A 2,642-nucleotide genomic window follows, 5' to 3' on the forward strand; every position below is an offset into this window, starting at 1 on the left:
AGGTCGTGCCGGGTGAGCGCGTGGATCGCGTCGCCGATCGCCGTTTCGGCGAGCCCGCCCATCTCGGATACAAGCGCGCGCAATTCGCCGATATCGTCGTCGAATGCCTTGACCGTATGTTCGCTGCTCTTGGGCATGATCGCGGTTCCGTTTAGCCGTAGCGGCCGGTGATATAATCCTTCGTGCGTTCCTGATGCGGGTTCGTGAACAGCTCGGACGTTTCGCCATATTCGACGAGATTACCGAGATGGAAAAAGGCCGTGCGCTGCGACACGCGGGCCGCCTGCTGCATGTTGTGCGTCACGATGACGATCGCATATTTGCCGCGCAGCTCGTGGATCAGCTCCTCGATCTTGGCGGTCGCGATCGGGTCAAGCGCCGAGCAGGGCTCGTCCATCAGGATGACTTCGGGATCGACGGCGATGGCGCGCGCGATGCAGAGCCGCTGCTGTTGTCCGCCCGACAGCGCGGTGCCGCTATCGTCGAGCCGGTCCTTTACTTCCTCGAACAGGCCGGCGCGGATCAGCGATTTCTCGACGATCTGGTCGAGCTCGGACCGGGAACCGGCAAGGCCGTGGATCCGCGGGCCATAGGCGACATTCTCGTAGATCGACTTGGGGAAGGGGTTGGGCTTCTGAAAGACCATCCCGACGCGCGCCCGCAGCTGCACAACGTCCATCGACGTATCGTAGATATCTTCGCCGTCGAGTTCGATCTGTCCCGTGGTCCGGGCGATCGGGATCGTGTCGTTCATCCGGTTAAGGGTTCTGAGAAAGGTCGATTTGCCGCAGCCGGACGGGCCGATAAAGGCGGTGACATTGTCCATGCCGATATCGATCGAGACGTCATCGATCGCCTGTTTCTCGCCATAATAGACGTTGACGTTACGCGCCGTCATCTTGAGCGACGCCGGGTCGACGAGCGGTTCGTCTGCGGCGGGTTTCGCCTCGGGCGCGGCCTGGGCTTCGGTTGCATCGTTCATGATATCACCAGCGTTGTTCATATTTGTTGCGCAGCCAGATCGCGAGTCCGTTCATGACGAGCAGGAACAGCAGCAGCACGATAATCGCGGCCGATGTTTTCTCGACGAAACCGGGATCGAGTTCGTCCGACCACAGGAAGATCTGCACGGGCAGCACGGTCGCGGGATCGGTCAGTCCGTCGGGCGGCGAGGCGACGAAGGCGCGCATGCCGATCAGCAGCAGCGGCGCGGTTTCGCCGAGCGCACGGCTCATGCCGATGATCGTGCCGGTAAGGATACCCGGCAGCGACAAGGGCAGGACGTGATGGGTCAGCACCTGCACCGGCGAGGCGCCGACGCCGAGCGCCGCATCGCGTATCGATGGCGGCACGGACTTGATCGCGTTGCGCCCCGCGATCACGATGACCGGCATAGTCATCAGCGCGAGCGTCAGGCCGCCGACAATGGCGGCCGATCGCGGCAGGTGGAAGGTATTGATGAACACCGCAAGGCCGAGCAGGCCGAAAATGATCGACGGCACGGCGGCGAGGTTATTGATCGACACCTCGATGATATCCGTCCAGCGGTTCTGCGGCGCATATTCCTCGAGATAGACAGCGGCGAGCACGCCGATCGGGAAAGCGAGGGCCAGCGTCACCAGCATGGTCAGCAACGATCCCTTGAGCGCGCCCCAGATGCCGGCGAGCGTGGGATCGCTCGAATCCGCCATGGTCAGGAAGGTCCAGCTCAATGCGCGGCGCACCTGGCCGGCGTCCTCGAGCGCGGCATAGCGCTCCATCATCGCCGCGCGTTCTTCGCTCTGCGTCGCGCCGGTATCGCCGCGGGCGGCGAAATCGACTTCGGTCGAGGCCGGCATCCAGATCACTTCCTCGCGGGTCAGCAATGTCGGATCTTCGGACACGGCATTGCGCAGCTTGACCCATGCGCCGCTCGAGAAGAGCGCGGGGCCGTCCTCGCCATAGGCGTCGACCGCGGCTTGTCGCGCGAGGCCCTGGAAATCGGCGCCGGCCAGGAGCTGATCGCGATCCTCGCCCTCGAGCTGAGACGGTTCGAGGAAGATATTCGACGCCGCGAAATTGACCGGAAGCGCGACTTGCACCTGGGTGAAACCGCGCGCGCCGCTCGAGACCATGGTGAAGAGCAGGAAGGCGAGGAAGCCGGCCGAGAGCAAAACGGCGAACAGACCGTAGATTCGGAACCTTTTCTCCGCCCGGTAGCGCGCGCGGATGCGTCGCTGCATCGCATCGGTGTTCCAGTCGGTCGGCTGACGACCATTTTCGGTGGCGAGCGCGGTATTCATCTATTCATAGGCCTCGCGGAAGCGCTTGACGACGCCGAGCGCGATGATGTTGAGGAGCAGCGTCACGATGAAGAGGACGAGGCCGAGCGCGAAGGCGGCCAGCGTCTTCGAACTGTCGAACTCCTGGTCGCCGGTCAGCAGCTGGACGATCTGCACGGTCACGGTCGTCACGCTCTCGAACGGGTTGGCGGTCAGGTTGGCGGCGAGGCCCGCGGCCATGACCACGATCATCGTTTCGCCGATGGCGCGGCTCACGGCGAGCAGCACGCCGCCGACGATGCCGGGCAGGGCGGCCGGGATCAGCACGCGCTTGATCGTTTCCGAATTGGTCGCGCCCATGGCGAGGCTGCCGTCGCGCAT

General features: G+C 63.9%; 3 protein-coding genes and 1 pseudogene. All 4 read right to left on the reverse strand.

What is annotated here, in order from left to right:
* Positions 1–137: pseudogene (locus ACTS1X_RS07420) on the reverse strand (phosphate signaling complex protein PhoU); the annotation flags it as partial.
* A gap of 14 nt (positions 138–151) precedes the next feature.
* On the reverse strand, positions 152–1,003 hold the full coding sequence (pstB, locus tag ACTS1X_RS07425) for a phosphate ABC transporter ATP-binding protein PstB (RefSeq protein WP_442613750.1): 852 nt from the start codon (positions 1,001–1,003) through the stop codon (positions 152–154).
* Complete coding sequence (pstA, locus tag ACTS1X_RS07430) at positions 987–2,282, reverse strand: phosphate ABC transporter permease PstA (protein ID WP_442613751.1); 1,296 nt, start codon at positions 2,280–2,282, stop codon at positions 987–989. The genes pstB and pstA overlap by 17 nt, the downstream gene beginning before the upstream one ends.
* Positions 2,283–2,642 (reverse strand): PstC family ABC transporter permease (locus tag ACTS1X_RS07435; RefSeq protein WP_442613752.1); only part of this gene is annotated, 360 nt, incomplete at its 5' end.

This window comes from Parasphingopyxis sp. (genome assembly GCF_052168275.1).
Taxonomy (GTDB): domain Bacteria; phylum Pseudomonadota; class Alphaproteobacteria; order Sphingomonadales; family Sphingomonadaceae; genus Parasphingopyxis.

Coding starts and splice junctions, on each gene's coding strand:
- pstA (WP_442613751.1), bottom strand. CDS start 2,282: ATGAATACCGCGCTCGCCACCGAAAATGGTCGTCAGCCGACCGACTGG.
- pstB (WP_442613750.1), bottom strand. CDS start 1,003: ATGAACAACGCTGGTGATATCATGAACGATGCAACCGAAGCCCAGGCC.